Source organism: Acinetobacter sp. GW821-FHT01E09 (assembly GCF_059422385.1).
On sequence record NZ_JBWKWU010000001.1, the window covers coordinates 441,419 to 458,908 of the forward strand.

General features: G+C 37.6%; 17 protein-coding genes. 8 read left to right on the forward strand and 9 right to left on the reverse strand.

The window, feature by feature from the left end; genetic code table 11:
* The first annotated feature begins 75 nt into the window (after positions 1-75).
* Complete coding sequence (locus AC07U8_RS02080; RefSeq protein WP_004818705.1) at positions 76-1,365, forward strand: hypothetical protein; 1,290 nt, start codon at positions 76-78, stop codon at positions 1,363-1,365.
* Positions 1,366-1,427: 62 nt separating this feature from the next.
* Here AC07U8_RS02080 and AC07U8_RS02085 read toward each other — a convergent pair whose 3' ends face one another.
* Positions 1,428-1,871 carry a hypothetical protein gene (locus tag AC07U8_RS02085; RefSeq protein ID WP_335954338.1) on the reverse strand — a complete coding sequence of 148 codons (444 nt, stop codon included), beginning with the start codon at positions 1,869-1,871 and terminating at the stop codon, positions 1,428-1,430.
* A gap of 122 nt (positions 1,872-1,993) precedes the next feature.
* A complete protein-coding gene (locus AC07U8_RS02090) occupies positions 1,994-3,097 on the reverse strand; it encodes a fatty acid desaturase (RefSeq protein ID WP_494737228.1) in 1,104 nt (367 codons plus the stop codon).
* Between the two features lie 82 nt (positions 3,098-3,179).
* On the opposite strand from AC07U8_RS02090, the gene AC07U8_RS02095 reads away from it, so the two are divergent.
* Together AC07U8_RS02095 and AC07U8_RS02100 are read left to right on the forward strand one after the other, a co-directional pair.
* Positions 3,180-3,878 (forward strand): TetR/AcrR family transcriptional regulator, encoded by a 699-nt coding sequence (locus tag AC07U8_RS02095; protein ID WP_105714016.1) that lies wholly within the window; start codon positions 3,180-3,182, stop codon positions 3,876-3,878.
* 33 nt (positions 3,879-3,911) lie between these two features.
* The gene (locus AC07U8_RS02100) at positions 3,912-4,868 is read left to right on the forward strand and encodes a 2-hydroxyacid dehydrogenase (RefSeq protein ID WP_494737229.1); all 957 of its coding nucleotides are present in this window, start codon (positions 3,912-3,914) and stop codon (positions 4,866-4,868) included.
* A gap of 153 nt (positions 4,869-5,021) precedes the next feature.
* On the opposite strand, the gene AC07U8_RS02105 is transcribed toward AC07U8_RS02100, so the two are convergent.
* Both AC07U8_RS02105 and AC07U8_RS02110 read right to left on the reverse strand, forming a co-directional pair.
* Positions 5,022-5,675 (reverse strand): hypothetical protein, encoded by a 654-nt coding sequence (locus tag AC07U8_RS02105; protein ID WP_494737230.1) that lies wholly within the window; start codon positions 5,673-5,675, stop codon positions 5,022-5,024.
* A 205-nt stretch (positions 5,676-5,880) separates the two neighbouring features.
* Positions 5,881-6,594 (reverse strand): hypothetical protein, encoded by a 714-nt coding sequence (locus AC07U8_RS02110; RefSeq protein WP_105714013.1) that lies wholly within the window; start codon positions 6,592-6,594, stop codon positions 5,881-5,883.
* A gap of 313 nt (positions 6,595-6,907) precedes the next feature.
* Between AC07U8_RS02110 and AC07U8_RS02115 the strand changes: the two genes are divergently transcribed.
* A complete protein-coding gene (locus tag AC07U8_RS02115; RefSeq protein WP_262782209.1) occupies positions 6,908-7,300 on the forward strand; it encodes a hypothetical protein in 393 nt (130 codons plus the stop codon).
* A 54-nt stretch (positions 7,301-7,354) separates the two neighbouring features.
* Here the strand turns inward: AC07U8_RS02115 and AC07U8_RS02120 are convergent, their stop codons facing one another.
* The 4 genes from AC07U8_RS02120 to AC07U8_RS02135 form a co-directional block, all read right to left on the reverse strand.
* Entirely contained in the window at positions 7,355-7,738 is a 384-nt protein-coding gene (locus AC07U8_RS02120; protein WP_262782208.1) for a hypothetical protein, read from the reverse strand.
* 171 nt (positions 7,739-7,909) lie between these two features.
* Positions 7,910-9,979, reverse strand: a complete 2,070-nt coding sequence (gene glyS / locus AC07U8_RS02125; RefSeq protein WP_494737231.1) for a glycine--tRNA ligase subunit beta — start codon at positions 9,977-9,979, stop codon at positions 7,910-7,912.
* On the reverse strand, positions 9,979-10,956 hold the full coding sequence (gene glyQ, locus AC07U8_RS02130) for a glycine--tRNA ligase subunit alpha (RefSeq protein WP_004718182.1): 978 nt from the start codon (positions 10,954-10,956) through the stop codon (positions 9,979-9,981). The genes glyS and glyQ overlap by 1 nt, the downstream gene beginning before the upstream one ends.
* A gap of 106 nt (positions 10,957-11,062) precedes the next feature.
* Entirely contained in the window at positions 11,063-11,455 is a 393-nt protein-coding gene (locus AC07U8_RS02135; protein WP_234623318.1) for a hypothetical protein, read from the reverse strand.
* Between the two features lie 415 nt (positions 11,456-11,870).
* Between AC07U8_RS02135 and AC07U8_RS02140 the strand changes: the two genes are divergently transcribed.
* Positions 11,871-13,181, forward strand: a complete 1,311-nt coding sequence (locus tag AC07U8_RS02140) for a tetratricopeptide repeat protein (protein ID WP_494737232.1) — start codon at positions 11,871-11,873, stop codon at positions 13,179-13,181.
* Between the two features lie 55 nt (positions 13,182-13,236).
* Here AC07U8_RS02140 and AC07U8_RS02145 read toward each other — a convergent pair whose 3' ends face one another.
* Positions 13,237-13,755, reverse strand: a complete 519-nt coding sequence (locus AC07U8_RS02145; RefSeq protein WP_154129271.1) for a 3'-5' exonuclease family protein — start codon at positions 13,753-13,755, stop codon at positions 13,237-13,239.
* A gap of 153 nt (positions 13,756-13,908) precedes the next feature.
* Between AC07U8_RS02145 and AC07U8_RS02150 the strand changes: the two genes are divergently transcribed.
* The 3 genes from AC07U8_RS02150 to AC07U8_RS02160 all read left to right on the forward strand — a co-directional run bounded on the left by AC07U8_RS02150 (position 13,909) and on the right by AC07U8_RS02160 (position 17,472).
* The gene (locus AC07U8_RS02150) at positions 13,909-15,393 is read left to right on the forward strand and encodes an FAD-binding oxidoreductase (RefSeq protein ID WP_419262311.1); all 1,485 of its coding nucleotides are present in this window, start codon (positions 13,909-13,911) and stop codon (positions 15,391-15,393) included.
* A gap of 439 nt (positions 15,394-15,832) precedes the next feature.
* Positions 15,833-16,249: a lysozyme inhibitor LprI family protein gene (locus AC07U8_RS02155; RefSeq protein WP_419262310.1), complete on the forward strand. Its 417-nt coding sequence runs from the start codon at positions 15,833-15,835 to the stop codon at positions 16,247-16,249.
* Positions 16,250-16,371: 122 nt separating this feature from the next.
* Entirely contained in the window at positions 16,372-17,472 is a 1,101-nt protein-coding gene (locus tag AC07U8_RS02160) for an HPP family protein (RefSeq protein WP_494737233.1), read from the forward strand.
* Positions 17,473-17,490: the final 18 nt, after the last annotated feature.

Sequence of the window (17,490 nt, forward strand, 5' to 3'; positions counted from 1 at the left end):
TATCTGACTAGACTCTATAAAATATGACACTTGAAGCAATCAATAGGCAAGTGCCTATTTATTTAATTTCAGCCAATGATAGAGCTAGTGCTCGGTGTGCGAATGGATAAGCAAATAATTTTTGAAGATGATCATATTAGAGCAATCTATTTACAAGGTGATTCTGACACTTTAGTCCTGTCATTTGGTGACTTGATTTCTAGAGCTAAAGGACTTTCCATCAATGCTGAAAAGTCTTTGATGAAATATAACTATGCCGTGGTCGGGATTATGCCAAAACAGAAGTCTTGGTTTCCTGCCTCAAGCATGGCTGCATTGTTAGAGCATCTTGATCCCATTTTAAAACAATTTAAAAATATCGTGGGTTATGGCGGTTCGATGGGTGGCTATGCGGCAATCAAATATGCCAAAGCTTTAAAAATGAATCGTGTTGTTGCCATGGTTCCGCAATATTCAATCGACCCTTTAGAGGTTGAGGACAAGCGTTATACAGATTTCTATGATGCTGAATTAAATGCGGATATGCGTATTCAGGCACAAGATATCGTTGCAGACTGTGAATACATCATTGTTTATGACCCTTATTTTGAAAATGATAAAGAACATTATTTAAAAATTAAGCCATTGATCCCTCAATTGCATACGTTACATTTACCGTATACTGGTCATGATGCGATTGCAGTTTTAGCCAACTCTGCGTTACTACATGATTTTATTGAACGTGAATACGATCAAACTTATTTTTATAAGCAGATTCGTGAAGTAAAGAAAAACAGCAAATTTTATTATCGTAGTGTGATTGCTCACTTATTGGGGACACATAACGAAGCTTTGGGTAAAATTCTAAAAGGTACAGATATTCAACTGGATAGCACTTTCTTTGATGCCAGTTTAAAGCAGACCATTACGCGTATTTTATTGACCAATAAGCGAGTGGATGAGCAAGATTTGCAGAAACTGGGTATTCAAGTCAATTTTGCTTTTGAAGATAAAACGCAGCTACAAGACAGTTTTGGCAATATTTTAGTATTTAACGTGATCACGCAAAAGCTAGAAAGCTATGATCAACAAGTAATTGATGTGAATGGCAAATACATTATTCCATTGCACGTTGAAAACAATGGTTTGGCACAAGTCGAGATCAAAAAGCAGACCTATTTGATCTGTATGAATGATCGCCGTGTGACCAAATTATTTAAGCAAGATGAAGCGTTATCTTTGGATATGAATCCAATTGTGATAAAAAAAACCACAGACTTTTATGTATTGACCTATAAAAACTTTTATATGAGTTGTGATATTCAAGGTTTGGTGAGTTTTGATGATGAAAGCTTAAATGAGTTTTGCCACTTTAAGGTTGCTTAAAGTCAGCGGTTGAGCTGAAACACCATTTGACATTTGAGCCATTTAAATAGACAGATACCGCTTTAGTTACATTGCTTTAAATAGGCGATTGGAAATAAAGCGGTATATTTTTTAAATTCATTTTGAACGTCTAAATCACTGACTTTATAGACATCGCTAGAATGTTGATAAACATCAGTCACTGCTGCCAGAGAACCTTCTTCACCGTCTTTATAATGATAACGGAAGGTTTTTTGCGTGGCATGGAGTAGTTTTTGCTTCATGGGTGGTTGATGAAGGAAGGTATAATTAAACACACGATTTTCCATTTCCAAATAATATCGAGCTTCAATACGACAACCTCGATTTAATTTAATCAGTTTGAATTCATTTCCCTCAGAACTTCTAAACTCTGCTTCATCCAAGTTATTAATCGATTGTAAAACATATGCTTTTGCATAGGCTGGTGAATATAAGCCAAAACCAAGCAGAGCGAGCATAAGTGACGGATAAACTGTCCAATTCATTGTAAAGTCTTTTTTGTTGATTGTTTAACTCACTATAAGGCGTAATCAGGTGTTTTAAAATATAAAAGATCCATACCAGAAGTCTCTATCAACTCATAAGACGAAGATACAAGTTATCAAGTTTAGAACCTACGATTCGCTCGTTTAAACGTCCCAAAGTCATTAAAACGAACCCCATTTTCTTGCATCACTGGATAGCAGTCTTGGGCAATGGCTTGACGAATATAAAATGGATCACGTACAACAAAATGGTGAATCGCATGTGTACCAGCAAAGTTAAAACAAAAGGCTTGTAAAGGTTTCATTCGCCAATCTGTCCAGACCTGACACTGCTGAACGATATTGCCATCTTCAACATCGCCATAATAATGCATATTGGAACTGGTAAAATGCAGGCTTAAAGTGCGTAAAAAATTTGGTGCTGCAATGCTTATGGCATAAAACTTTGTGGTTTTGTCTGCAAGTCTCCATAAGCTATTTTTAGGTTGTGCTATGCCTGTGGCTTTCATTGCCAATTTGGCAGCATTGATCAATAAGAAACCATGCCATAAGGCATAATGAATATGTCCAAAGGGTGCATAACTCGCAGAAAGTTTTGCTTTTAATTTGAGTTTATCTGCTTGGGATAAATGCTTTTGAGCATGAATAAAACGCTTGGTGGTTTTCATCATGGTGATGGGGCGTAAATAGATCGCCAACATATTGTCACCAGTCATCAGCAAACGTTTTAAGCCCCATTGATCACCATTGTTAATACCGCGTTCTTCTAAATCTGTTTTGGTACCCGATGATTTGTGATGATGTAGATGTACCTCGCGACGCGTCCATGGGTTCACGGTACTTGGGCGAAAGGCGTAAACGGCTGCCAACATGGCATCATTGATTTTTTTGTTTTTACGGTAATACATTTGGTGAATAAGATCATGCTCTAGTTCATGTAAGAGCGACATCCAAAATGCAGAAAGCGGAATTGCCACATACCAAGGCATTTTCCCACGAGTGTATTGTGTTATATTGAAAATAATCCCTGTTACAGCTGTTACAAGGATGGCTAGGCCAATTTGGTCTTGGTGCTGAACCAGCCAAGGATGACGTTCGCGTAATTGATTTCCAGCTTCCAAAATTGTTTTACGAATTCGGTGGCTACGTTGTTCATCTTCTGGATCAGCAAAAAGTTTAGTTTTGCTTTGTATGGACATTTGTACATCGGAAAGGGGTAAATTCATCTCCGGTTTCCTCTATATTTTTGTAGTACTACAAGGAAGTTTTTAAAACCAACATTTGTTGGGTTTTATGAGAGATTATCTGATGATTAAAATAACGTCAACGTCAGTTTTAAAAAAAATGACGAAAAAGGTGAGCCAACCAAAACAAGAACGTTCCCAAAAAAGAATGGATAAGATGCTGGCAACCACGCAAGAGTTACTGTTATCCATTGGAATTGAAAAGATTTCGATACCTGAAATTGCCAATGCATCTGGCGTTCCACGGACCAGTATTTATCAGTTCTTTCCGACGAAATACGATATTTTTCGTCATATTGCACTGACGCATTTAAACGATTTAGTCAAACAACTCGGACAAGCTGCTGTTCGAGTGTTGACGGAAAACCCAAATGCACCCATAGAAGTATATGGACAGTTACTCTCAGAGAGTATGATTCGTACCACAGCCAAATATTTTAATGAATCTGAAACGGCGAGCTTGTTGATTTTAAGTGGACCTTTTACCCGACAAGCTTATCTGGAATACCAAATAGAATTAAAAAAGGTCAGTCATGGTGTCCGAAAAGCATTGGAAATGATTAAAGTGGATGAATATGTACCACAGGAGCCTGATACATTGACGATTTTGATGGAATTGGTTTTTACTTGTATGAAGCATGGTTATTACAACGAAAGCTATATTTCTGAAGCCATCATTCAAGAGGCGTACCGTATGACCAATGCATATTTATTGGCTTTAAAGAATAATTCTTTTGGTTTTTCAGAAGCATCTGCTTCGTAAGTAAAACTGGCTCTCTATCATTAAGGAAAAGCAATGAAAGCTGTATTTTTAGATTATGAATCTTTAGATAAACAGGATTTGGATTTTAGTCAGCTAAAAGCAGCTTTTGATGATTTAATACTTTATCCATCGACAACAGCAGAGCAAGTTCTAGCACGCATTCAACATGTAGACGTGGTGATCAGCAACAAAGTGATTGTGAATGCTGAGGCGATGGAGCAATGTAAAAATTTAAAATTAATTTTGATTTCGGCCACGGGGACCAACAATATTGATTTAGATTTTGCACGATCAAAAGGTATTGTGGTGTGTAATTGTCAGGGCTATGGCACATCTGCAGTTGCACAGCATACACTGACGTTAATGTTGGCATTAGCAACATCTTTACTCAAATATGAGCATGCAGTTAAACAAGGCGAATGGAACAAATCGCCAATTTTCTGCTTACTGGATTTTCCAATTGTTGAATTATCTGGAAAAACTCTTGGTATTATTGGCTATGGTGAGCTTGGTCAAGCGGTTGCCAAATTGGCAGAAGCTTTTGGGATGAAAATTTTGGTCGCATCATTACCCAATCGACCAACGCATAAGGATCGGACACCTTTTGTCGAGTTGCTTACTCAAGTCGATTTTCTTTCTTTGCATTGTCCTCTAACAGCGGAAACACGCGATTTAATTGATGCTCAAGCCTTTGATAAAATGAAAAAATCTGCATTTTTAATCAATTGTGCGCGTGGTGGTATCGTTAATGAACAGGCTTTGGTCGATGCATTAAGACAAGGTAAAATTGCAGGTGCGGCAACAGATGTGCTTTCTGTTGAACCGCCGACACAAGGTAATATTTTACTTGCAGATGATATTCCAAACCTGATTATCACACCGCATAGTGCGTGGGGTAGTGTAGATGCACGTCAACGTATTGTGAATCAAATGCTTGAAAATGTTGAGGCATTTAAGCAGGGTAAAGTGATTCGTCAGGTGAATGGCTAAAGAGCCTAGTGAAAAAGCACAATGAAAAAAGGCGCAATTAAAAAGGCATCGTTAAAGAAACACCGTTAAATAGCTATATTCGTTTTATTGCTATCACCTTGAGCATAGGTAGCGCAAGGTGTGGCGTGCTAAGAATTAAATGTGTTTAACTGATTATCTTGGTACACCAACCTCATCATCTGTTGAACTTTGCGTATTGCTTGAGTTGGTATCTTTTGAACCTGTGGTATTGGTGTTGACATCACGCTCTTGGTTCTCAATTGGTAATGACTGTTTTTTAATTTCAGGTTCTTCTTGCCCATTGTTGGGTAATTGATTTTGAACTGCGGGTTGAACAGGTTGTGTAGTGATCGGCGTATTTTGAACGTTTGCTGTAGTTACAGCAGTTACAGTATTCGTCGTATTGGGTGTGGTCGAAGATTGGCTTAAGCTGCCTTGTTCAATCGGAACATTTAAATTGGTTTTACCCATCACTCGATCTTTGGTTTGCTCAACTTTTTTTACCGCAGTATCTATGCCTTGGCGAGTACTATCACGAGCCTCAGTGGCTTTTTCAGTGGTATATTTTTTGGTATTTTCAATGGTTTCATCCAAAGACGGTTTAATTTTTTGAATCCTTTTTTCGGTCGCATCACCTACTTTTTCAGCGGTATTCTGTACAGCTTCACCGGTCTTATGTGCCAATACTTTAAAAATATTTGGATTATCACCATATGGCTGGGTTTGATTTTGAGTATTGGTTTGCGCATAGAGTGATGGTGTTGCAAGTATTGCAGTGATCACACATAGACTTTTGATCATCTTCATGATGTTTTGATCCCTTTATGATGATTGTAACGATTCGCTCAGTGCTTATTGGGATTATCATACTGTTTTATTTAGATAAAAAGTAAAATGGAAAGAAAAATCCTACAGCAAGAAAACATATGTATATATTGCATGCCATATTACTGGCTGATGTATAAGAAAAGCTCACCTAAGTGAGCTTTTCTTGATTGGCGATAAATTTAAATTATTTTGTAGCAACTTTGGCATCTGTAGATACTGCGACTTTAGCGCTACCTACTGGTGTTTTCACATGAGTTTGTGAATTTACTTTTGCACCTGTATTTGCTGGTTTTGGTTTAACTAAATCTTTGGTTTTTTGCCAAGTTTTACTTGTTGCTGATTTAGTTTTGTCTTTCACTTTAACAGCAGCTTCTTTGGTGTTATGACCCGCTTCAGAACTTAACTTCTTGGTATTTTCCCACGCACCTTTCGTTGCGACTTTACCTTTGTCTATGCCTGTTTCCACACCAGTCCCGACTTTATCAGCAGCATGTTTAGTGCCGTCCCATGCATCTTTAGATACATCACGGGTTTTATCGACACCTTTTTCCACACCAGTCCCGACTTTATCAGCTACATTTTTAGTGCCATCCCACGCATCTTTAGAGACATCACGGGTTTTATCGACACCTTTTTCGAGACCTGTACCTACTTTAGCAGCAGTATTCTTAGTGCCATCCCAAGCGTCTTTAGACACTTCACGGGTTTTATCAACACCTTTTTCGAGACCATTACCTACTTTATCTGCTGTGTTATGGATACCTTGACCAATGTTGCTAAGAATACCTCCATTGGTTCCGACTTCAGCAGAAGCATTTGCACTTACATCTGTATTGGCAAAAAGAGGAGAGCTGGCAAGAAGTGCTGTGGCGATCACTGTTGTTTTAAGCATTTTCATAATTAGTTTTATCCTGTACCTGAATGAGTTCAAGTTTGAGTGTTGTCTATAATAATGTGAAATATGTATAAAAATAGTCTTTGAGATAAAACAGCAACAGCTTATCTACAGAGTTTTAACAATAGTGTAAGAATTGTGAATGAATGTTACGGCCAGATGTGTTTGGGGGAATTGAGCGTTTTTACTTTTTAAATTCTGATGCTTATAAGAATATGAGAATGATGATAAAAGCATTTTCTGTAAAAATTTCTAGCTTGTTATTAAAATAAAAACGACATAAGCTTTGGGTTAAATAGTTGGTTTAATCATCATAATGAAAAATATAATAATCTTGATATTTCTCACCTTTATATTGAGTTTAAAACCCAGTTTTGCCTGTGGCTGTGGTGATGAATTGTCTTCCAGCCATCAAATAATGAGTTGGATTGTGATGGGCGTGGTCTTTTTAATTTATTTGATTCCAAGCTTTTATTTTGCAAAATATTTTAAGAAAAATCAGCTATCTATTGGACATGTGATTTTGTCTCATGTGCTGATGATTGCGATACTCTACGCAATGATGAATTCGTTTAAATTGGGTTTAAATCCAATTTATTATTGGTTTAATCATTACCTCCCAAATAGTTTCATATTTGCTGCGATTGGACTCATTGGCGTCCTTGTTTGGATTTATCCCGTGATTTATGTGGCTAAAAGAGCGAAATGATTTTGCATTTTAGCCCTTTTAGCTTCAACGACGTATCAAAGTGAAGTGCTGAGATTAATTACATTTTTCCAGATTTGATGTTTTAAAGTTGTTTTTAAGTGAGTTGAAGTTTTTAAGCTTTTCCGCATCTTTTGGGTCAAAAATAGTTTGTTTATTTTCGACTTCAGCATCTACATTTGAAAATGCAGAGATGAGCTGATCACCTTTAAAAATCCAATGTTCTGTGGCTTTGCCCGTTTCAAAGTTGCCCGTAAATTCGATGACACAGTTGTCTGTTTGTTTGATGAGTTTGGCAAGGTTATGTTTTGTGCTTGGTTCAGCAGAGATATTTTTATGTTGTTCTAAAACAGTTGGAGCATTTGGATTGGTGGGTGTGGTTGAGCAGGCAGTGAGGGCGATCGCGATTAAAGGTACAGATAATAATATTTTAGAATTCATATGCTTTTGATCTTAAACTTAACTTGATCAATTGAGTCTATACAATGTATTGGGAATATTTAGTTTTAGATTGTTAATTTTTATTGTTATGTTTTCATTTATTTATGCGTTTTGGAAAGCAAAAACTAAAAATAAACCCGCTCGAAAGCGGGTTATAATTTATGTTTCTACTTAGTGCTGTAACACCGAAATATCAGCAACACTTGTAAACAAGTCACGTAACTGTGCAAGTAAACGTAAACGGTTTGCTTTGAGTTCTGCATCATCTGCCATGACCATCACATTCTCAAAGAATGCATCAATCGGTGCACGAAGCGCAGCCAACTTAGAAAGCGCAGTGGTGTAGTCTTTCGCGTCCAAAAGTGGTTGAACTGCAGGTTTGATATTTTGAATTTCGGTATATAGCGCCTTTTCAGCATCTTCAACTAATTTAGCTGCAATAATCTCACCTGTAGGTGCAGCTTCTTTTGCCAAGATATTGGCAACACGCTTATTGGCAGCAGCCAAAGCAGCAGCTTCTGGCAAGTCACGGAAATGATTTACCGCTGTCACACGCTTATCAAAATCAAGTGGAGATTTTGGAGAAAGTGCTTGAACAGCCTGAATCACATCAACGGCAACACCTTGGTCTTCGTACTTAGCACGGTAACGACCTTCAAGGAATGCGACAGCATCGGCTAAAGTCTTCGCATGATCTTTCAATACATCGCCATAAGCAGCCAAAGCAAGCTTGATCAGTTCTTCAATCGAAACATCAAGCTTATTTTCAGTCACCAAACGCAAGATACCAATCGCAGAACGACGTAAAGCAAATGGATCTTTCGAACCCGTCGGTGCTTGACCAATCCCGAAAATACCTGTGAGGGTATCTAAACGATCAGCAAGGGCAATGGTTGTACCTGTTTTTGTTTTTGGTAGAACATCGCCAGCGAACTTAGGTAAATATTGTTCACCTAAAGCTTCAGCAACTTCGTCGTTTTCGCCTTCAATACGTGCGTAATAAGTTCCCGCGATCCCTTGAAGTTCAGGGAATTCTCCAACTAACTCTGAAGTTAAGTCACATTTTGCAAGCAGTGCAGCTTTTTCAGCATCTACAGAATTTGCACCTGTGATTGCAGATAACGCCACAGCCAATTTTGCAATACGTTCAGACTTGTTCCAAAGTGTGCCCAATTGTGCTTGGAAGACCATATTGGCTAATTTTTCTTTACGAGAAGCAAGTGGTTGCTTTTGATCTTGTAAGAAGAAAAACTCTGCATCAGACAAACGAGGACGTACAACTTTTTCATTGCCTTCAATGATTTGAGTTGGATCTTTAGACTCAATATTGGAAACAGTAATGAAATAAGGCTGTAATTTATGTGCTGCATTGACCAAACAGAAATACTTCTGGTTGTCTTGCATCGTGGTAATCAAAGCTTCTTGAGGTACCGCAAGGAAACGTTCTTCAAAGCTTGCACGTAGCGCAACAGGCCATTCAACCAATGCAGTCACTTCATCACGTAGGTCAGCAGGAACGATGGCAATCGCATTGACTTCATCAGCCAAAGCTTTAACTTGTTGGTCAATGATCGCTTGACGTTCTTCAAAAGAAGCCACAACATGCGCTGCTTTTAATTTCGGTAGATAATCATCTGAATTTGTGAGTGAAATCGCTTCAGGCGCATGGAAACGATGACCATAGGTCAGATTACCCGCTTTATGATCCTGAATCGTTGCATCAATCACATCATTGTCTTTTAACAAGACGACCCATTTCACTGGACGAACAAATTCAGTACGGCTTGCCGCAGAACGCATACGTTTTGCTATTGGTAAGTTATCTAGTGCTGTTTGTAAAATTTGTGGAAGTAAAGCGTCAAGACTTTGACCTTTCACATCTTTTAAATAACAAACTTTTTCAACTTTACCTGCTTGGAAAGTTGATACTTGATCCGCAGTAATGCCTTGACCACGCATAAAGCCTTCTAAGGCTTTGGTTGGTTTGCCTTCTGCATCATAAGCAGCTTGTAGGGCAGGGCCATCAAAACGCTTTTGAGTGTCTGCTTGTGCGCCATCAACATTGACAATTTTTAATGCCAAACGACGTGGTGCTGCATAAGCTTCAATTGAATCAAATGCCAAACCTGCGTCTTTTAAACCTTTAACCGTTTCAGCTTGTAACGCATCACGTAAGGTCTTTAAGCTTTTAGGTGGTAATTCTTCACAGCCAAGTTCGAATAAAACTGTATGTTTAGACATTATTTATTCTCCTCAGCTTTTGCTTCTGCTTCAACTTGTGCCTTTAACTGTGCAAGCACTTCGTCACGTAAATGCGGTTCAGCCATTGGGAAACCGAGTTTGGCACGAGCAGCCACATAGCTTTGTGCAATAGAGCGTGCCAAAGTACGCACACGTAAAATATAACGTTGACGCTCAGTGACAGAAATAGCACCACGTGCATCGAGTAAGTTAAAGCTGTGTGATGCTTTGATGACTTGCTCATATGCTGGAAGTGGGAGTTCCGCTTCCATTAAACGGGTTGCTTCAGCTTCATAAAAGTCGAAGAGTTCAAACATTTTTTCAACGTTGGCATATTCAAAGTTATAAGTTGATTGCTCTACTTCATTTTGATGGAACACATCACCGTAGGTGACTGTACCAAATTGACCTTTGGTCCAAACCAAGTCATAAACTGAATCAACACCTTGCAAGTACATTGCCAGACGTTCAAGACCGTAAGTGATTTCACCTGTGACTGGGTAGCATTCAACCCCACCGACTTGTTGGAAGTAAGTAAACTGAGTCACTTCCATACCGTTTAACCACACTTCCCAACCTAAGCCCCAAGCGCCCAATGTTGGAGATTCCCAGTTGTCTTCTACAAAACGAATGTCATGTGTAAGCGTGTCAATACCAATCGCTTCTAAAGAGTCTAGATACAGTTGTTGGATATTGTCAGGGTTCGGTTTAAGCACCACTTGGAATTGATAGTAGTGTTGTAAACGGTTTGGGTTTTCACCATAACGACCGTCTTTAGGACGACGTGAGGGTTGAACGTATGCTGCGTTCCATGTTTCTGGCCCAAGCGCACGTAAGAATGTTGCAGTGTGAAATGTCCCTGCGCCCATTTCCATATCGTAAGGCTGTAACACCACACAACCTTGTTCAGCCCAGTAGTTTTGTAAGGCAAGAATTAAGCCTTGGAATGTATCAATATGCGATATGGCGCGACTCATGCAGCATCCACTATAAGTATTAGAAAAAATTGGTTCTAAGTATAAGGATTTTGGGGAGGTGTGGCAAAGGTTAGTCTATAAATATTGATTCTTATCGCAGATCAACTTATGTGCATTTTTTCAGATTTTCTTTTGAGATAAAACTTTTCATTTCTTTGGCCTCTTTTCTTATTTTCATTTCCTCAATGTGCTCTTCAATTTTTGCATCTGGAGCATCGCTATTGATTACGGGTTCCGAGCTTGAATTTTCAGATATTAAAATGAGATCTTCCCTAAAAAAAGCCCAATCTTTTTCTATTGTTGGTGTATTTTTAGAAGTGGTTTTTGCTTTTAAGATACAGATTTTATCTTTTTTAATTAGGGTAAGTTCAAGTGTGCTTGATGGTTCGCCCGTCATTGCAATTTGCTTTGCTTCTAAAATTACAGGTTCATTTGATGTATTACATGCAGCAAGGAAAAAAGAAGAAGTTAAAATGATGAAATGGATTATTTTGTTCATTGGTGAAATTAAATAAGTTAAATTATATATTTGATATTAACATAAAAAATTTATATTCATGAACTTTATAAAGGTCAATGGCGCTGCAAAAACTGAATGTCGGAAGTTCATCATGACGATGTCACAATGCTTTATTCAATGTTAAGTAAATGAATTATTTAGAAATCATAGGGGCGAATTTAGAGGATGATAAAATGCACAAGATCATTATTGGGCTGTAGCAAAATTAGTAAAGACCAATCAAAACTTAATTTTCAAAATGTAATTTTTTTCGATGTTAAAGTTTCTGGTCAAAATATTGAATAAACAGTTTTTAAATAAAATTAACCAATTGAATTATTTGATATATAATCTTAAAAGTACTTTATTAGAAATTTATAAATTTAATTTTTATATTAAAATGAGCAATCTCAGTATGAAAAAATTCAATTATTTTGCGTACATAGCGACTTTAGGTTTTGTGTCTGCAACATCAAGTTATGCCGAAAATATAGAAGAAGCACCTTGTTTCGCTCCACAAACAGCGCCTATTTTTAAAGAGTTTTATCAAATAAATAAAGGATTTGATCAAAAAGCATTGTGGGAGCTGTATGTTCAATCACCCACAGAAGGCTATCCAAATGCAAAAATGATTAATCAAACTTTAGAGACTTTATTTGGTCAATTGGGGCTCTCTGAAGAACAGAAAAAGCAGATGAAACCAGCCCAAAAAGAAGTATCTGAAGTAGAACCTGAAGAATTAGAAGCCTATAACCTAATGGTTAAAGCACAAAAATTATATTACGGCGATAAAGTTACTATTGATCAACAGCAGGCTTTTGAATTGCTGCTTGATGCAGTTGGAAAGAGAAATTCAGAAGCCTATATTTTCTACCCTGTACTTAATCAGCATTGTGCTGATCCGGATAGAAAAGAAACAGCAGTTCGTATATTTCATACTATCGAAAAACACATGGGGGATAATAATGATTATCCAACGCCAATATGGGCATATTTAAGTTATGCCTATGCGTATGGTGTAGGTACAGAGATGGACGAAGCAAAGGCTTTAAAATATTGGAAAAAAGCTTGGCGCATCTATTCGTTACAATTTGATGCAGGTGGTTTTGTCGGTTTTATGATGGGGCAAATGGCAGAACAAAAGCCTTATTTAAAAGCACATTTGGGTGAAGCCATGAATTATTACAAAATTGCGACCCGAGCAGATGAAAATAACATTCCAGCACAACAGGCAATTGTAAGATTATTAAAAACGGATAAAAAATTTGAAGATCTGACCTATGAAATAGAGTTATTTGAAGAAACTGAAAACGCAAAGCATGATCAAGACCCAAAATCTGCTTATTTTACTTTGTCAGAATTATATGCTCAGGAGCAGTGGAAAATTTACAATCCTCAACTTTCAATGGCGTGGTTGGCAAAAGCAGCTGAAGCAGGGCATGAACGCGCACAGTTGAACCTACCACTCTATTATGAGCAAGGGAATTTGACCAAGGCAGATCCAAAAAGAGCGATGGAGTTGTATCAAAAATATTATGAACAGGACAATATGTTAGTGGGTATCTACTTTTTAGATCGTTTGGAAAATGGAACCAAAGGGATTGCTAAAAATCCTGAAAAAGCAAAGTTAGTTCGTGAAGCTTTAACTAAAAAATATCATGCTTTAGGACAAACAGGTGAAATTCCAAAACCTGAAGAATTGCGATTAATGCAGCGAATGTATTAAAAATTAACTATAGCTCAGATTAGCTTTGAGTCATGATTGGTTAATCTAGCTATATCTAAAACTTAATCTTCAATCCATAATCCTTTTTCAATGCCAATAGAGCTTCTGCATTGCCTTTGGCATCGTCAACAGGGTTATGGGTATGTGCTGTTTTACGTAAATGCTTAAAACTTTGAAAGCTATCTTTGACCAGTCCTTTATACAAACTGCCTAGATTTTGTGAACTAAATCCAAACGGATTATTGCCAGTAAAATGATGAAAATACCAACAGACAAACATCCAGTCAAAACCATTATTATCACTAATAAAGATAGGGCGATCTTTACTGACTTTACTCACCCACTTGGCAAAGTCTTTCATAACATGCTCAGGATTGTTAAAGCTTAGGGTATCTTCACGACTAAAGCCTGAAACTGCGAGCGCTTGAGGAATATAATTTTCGGAAATTGGTTTAAGTAAACCGTAGAATTGTTGATGTAAATGATCTTCGACCAACACTGCACCTAGCGCAATCATTGAGTAATCACCGGGAATTGGGCCATCTGCTTCGATGTCCACCATAATATAAGCCATATATTTTCCTTATTTTAAGATATTGTTTTTATGCTGGAAGTCATTATAAATGATGATTTTAATCGCTGACAAACTTTATCGACATTTTGCTTTTTTAATATTTATCGCTTATAAATTATTGAATAAATTTAAAACATTTTTAAATCATTCATTATGCAAAAAGCACAGAAAAACAAACTTTGGCTAAGCCTTTTCCTTATTCTATTGGCGGTCATTTCTATTCCAGCAATTCATCTTTTTAAAACAAAAATCAATGAGCAACAAGGAATTGAGCATATTCCTACAGGCTATCGGGATGATGCAAGTCATCTTAATTTGACAAAAGTGCATAAAATTGTCGATGTTGAAAGTACACCCGAAGCGATTCAACAACAACTTAAAACTTTGCTTAAATATGCAAGTGAACATCATCTAAAAGTTTCGATTGCGGGGGCTAAACACAGTATGGGCGGGCACACTATTTACCCTGATGGTATTGCGCTGAATATGTTGCCCTATAACCATATGAGCTTTGATGAGAAGAGCAATATTCTCACGATTGGTTCGGGTGCAACATGGGAAGCGGCCCTTCGATATCTAGACCGTTACGGTAAATCGATTGCAGTGATGCAAGCGTTTAGTAATTTCTCGATTGGCGGTTCGATCAGTGTCAATGGGCATGGTTGGCAAAAGAATTCAGCCCCGATTTCATCTAGCGTTGAGTCATTTACCTTGATGAATGCACAGGGAGAGATTGTAAACTGTAGTCGTACAGAACATCCTGAACTGTTTAAATTGGTGATTGGTGGCTATGGATTATTTGGCATTATTCTCGATGTAAAATTAAAAGTTGTAGATAATGTCGCTTTAACATTTCAATCAATTTCAGTATTACCTGAAGACTATGTAAACGCGTACCAAAAGATTGTCAGTAATAATCCAGATGTACAATTTGCTTATGGTCGGTTACGTATTTCTGATAAGCATTTTTTACAGCAGGCAACCTTAAACTATTTTGAAAAAATCGATAAAAAACCCTTAGCCTTTTCACAACAACAAAGTAAAAATGCTGAAACCAAGCGGATTGTGTTCCGTGGTTCTGTCGATAGTGAATACGGCAAACGACTACGTTGGGATCTAGAAAGTAGCCTGAATTCAGTATCGCCTTATGCGACGTTTAGTCGCAATGAAATTCTCAGTGAGGATGCCGCCTTGATTGAAAATAAAGATAGCCATTCAACCGATCTATTGCATGAATATTTTATTCCAAAGCAGCACTTGGCTCAGTTTATTCAAGATCTCAAGCCTGTTTTAAAAACGAAAAAAGTCGATTTACTCAATATTACGATTCGTGAAGTTGAACATGATCATGATGCATTTATGAATTATGCCCGAGAGGATGTTTTTGGCTTGGTGTTTCTGTTTAATCAAAAGAAGACCGCACAACAAGAGCAGGATATGCAACAACTGACTCAGCAATTGGTTGATATTACACTTAAAAACCAAGGCACATTTTATTTGCCTTATCGTTTACATGTGAGTCGCGACAAGATGCGTTTAGCCTATCCGCAAACGGACGCCTTTTTTAGTTTGAAGAAAAAATATGATCCAGAGGAGATTTTTAGTAATCAGTTTTATCTACATTATCGTGAGTCGTGAATGATGGTCTGGAGAATACTTTTAACAAAACCCAATAACAGCACCCAGCAAATACAGAAATTGCATAAAAAAACCAATCGCTCAATAGTTTCCATAGCGGTGTAGGCAATGACCCAGTAAAAACCAGATAGCCAATGATGCTGACAATTAACCACATCAATAGTGAACCGGCGAAAATACTGAAAAAATTAAGCCAATACTGATGTGCAAGCCAGAGTGAAATGACATAAGCAATTGGAATGACAAGAATGCAATAAATCAGATAAACGATTAGGCTGATACCAAATATTGTGAGTAAAGACTGTATATCATATTGATGATTCATAAAAAGAAAAAACGCGATCAATAGGATTAAGCTCAGACTGGGTGCTAAAAACAAAGCCTTTAAAATCGATTTATTGCTATATTGAGCCATGATCAAAACAACAAAGGAATAAATATGATAAGAGCATGCACAATCATGATGGTTTTATCTACAACTATTTGTTCAATATCGGCTTATGCAGAACAGAGTGCTGCTTCACCTGATGTATATAACCAATGTGTTGAACAAACCATCGAAAAACTGGCTTTAGGCAACATCAACAATGCTGTGGTTGAATCATGTAGTAACCAAAGCAGAGCATATTATGAAAAAGAAATTGTCAAAGTTCTCGATCAGATCAAAAAACAGAGTCAGATAGACCTTCGACAAGAACGTTATACCGACATCATGAAATCACAACGCTTATGGAAAGCTTATGTTGATCAGGAGTGCCAAAATGCTGGAAGTTATATTGGTTCACCCATGTATGCGTTTTGCCCAATGCAAGAATATGGGAAAAGACTTGATCAATTGACTGAATATGCTCAGTGAAAAATCAGTAGATGAGAAATATCAGCGAAAAATTTATCCATTTAAGATAGATAATAAATATATCTTATAACCACAACATCGTATAATTCACACTTTAAAACGTGTTAAAGCGCAGGACTGTCGTGTTTCATACGCAACTTGAATGGTTAAATACCTTAAAACCCAATTTTAAAGTTTTACCGCTAAAAGATCGTTTAGTCTGTGGTGTTGGTGCACTGCTTGGATTAGCAGTGTCATCATTGATCAGTTGGTATGTACTCGGTGGATTTAATGCGTGGTATATCGCACCGATGGGCGCGTCCTCGGTATTGCTCTTTGCTGTACCCGCAAGCCCTTTAGCACAACCTTGGAATATGGTGGTGGGGAATACCATCGCAGGTTTAGTTGGCGTGACTTGTGCCATCTTTATTTCCAATCCAACCGAGGCATTTAGTGTTGCTGTTGCATTGTCGATATTTTTGATGATGAGCACAGATTCATTGCATCCGCCAAGTGGTGCGGTGGCGATTACTGCCGTATTGGGTGGCGCTTCTATTCACCAGTTGGGTTATCAATTTATCTTTTACCCAGTATTACTCAATTCAGTCTTGCTGCTGGTGATCGCGATCATTTTTAATCGTATGTTGGGAAAGCAATATCCACAAACTGCACAGCTCAATACACGTTCTAAAGATCCAACGCCGACACAGAAAGTCACGATTCAACCGCAAGATATTCAAGATGTGTTAGAACAACAGACACAGCTTTTAGATATTAGTGAATATGATTTACAAAAAATCATTTTAGAAGTACAAGCAAAGGCCAACGCAAGAGCAGTACATCAATACCTTTGCCAAGATATTATGAGCAAGGATGTGCTGAGTTTGGATGAGCAAGATGATATTCACCAAGCTTTGGATAAGTTTAAACATGTGAATTTGATGAGTTTGCCTGTGCTCAATGCTGATCGGGAATTGGTTGGTACATTGGCATTGTATGAAATTGTAGAGTGGTTTAAACGCGCTGCCGATGCGCGTGCCCCTTGGGAACATTTGGTCAAACAAATTATGAATCGGCAAGTGGTTACTGTACAACCGACGCAACCGATTCAAGACTTGGTGCCTTATTTCGTTGAACGCTCTTTTAATTATATCCCTGTGGTTGATCATCAAAAAATGGTCGGGATCATTAGTCGCGCAGATATGATTGCAGCATTACAGCAACAACTCAATAACTCACAATGATACTGTTTAAAAATAAAA